This window comes from Rhizobium sp. SVR5-2C, from assembly GCF_056755115.1.
The window spans coordinates 1-229 of sequence record NZ_JBNDHT010000668.1 but is presented as its reverse complement, the minus strand read 5'-3'; the positions used below and the strand labels follow the sequence as shown (position 1 = coordinate 229).

The 229-nt window shown below is 60.3% G+C and carries 1 pseudogene; it reads left to right on the top strand.

The features are described 5' to 3' along the window. Window positions 1-219: pseudogene (locus ACPYOI_RS37310) on the top strand (glycosyltransferase family 4 protein); the annotation flags it as partial. Between the last annotated feature and the right edge of the window lie 10 nt (window positions 220-229).

Genomic DNA, 229 nt, shown 5'->3' with positions numbered 1-229 from the left:
GCCCCCTGTGGCGCGCTTCCGGAGGTCTGCGGCAATGCTGCGCTGAGTGTGGATTCGCACGTGCCTGGGGAGTGGGTAGCACAGATTACGCAGTTGCTGGGCAGTCCAGTTTTGGCTGAGGAGCTTCGGCAAAAGGGATTTCGCCGGGCAGCGCTATTTTCCTGGGACGCGTCCGCCAAGGCGCTTCTGGACCTTCTTGTCGATGAACGTAGAGATTAGGAGTCACGGT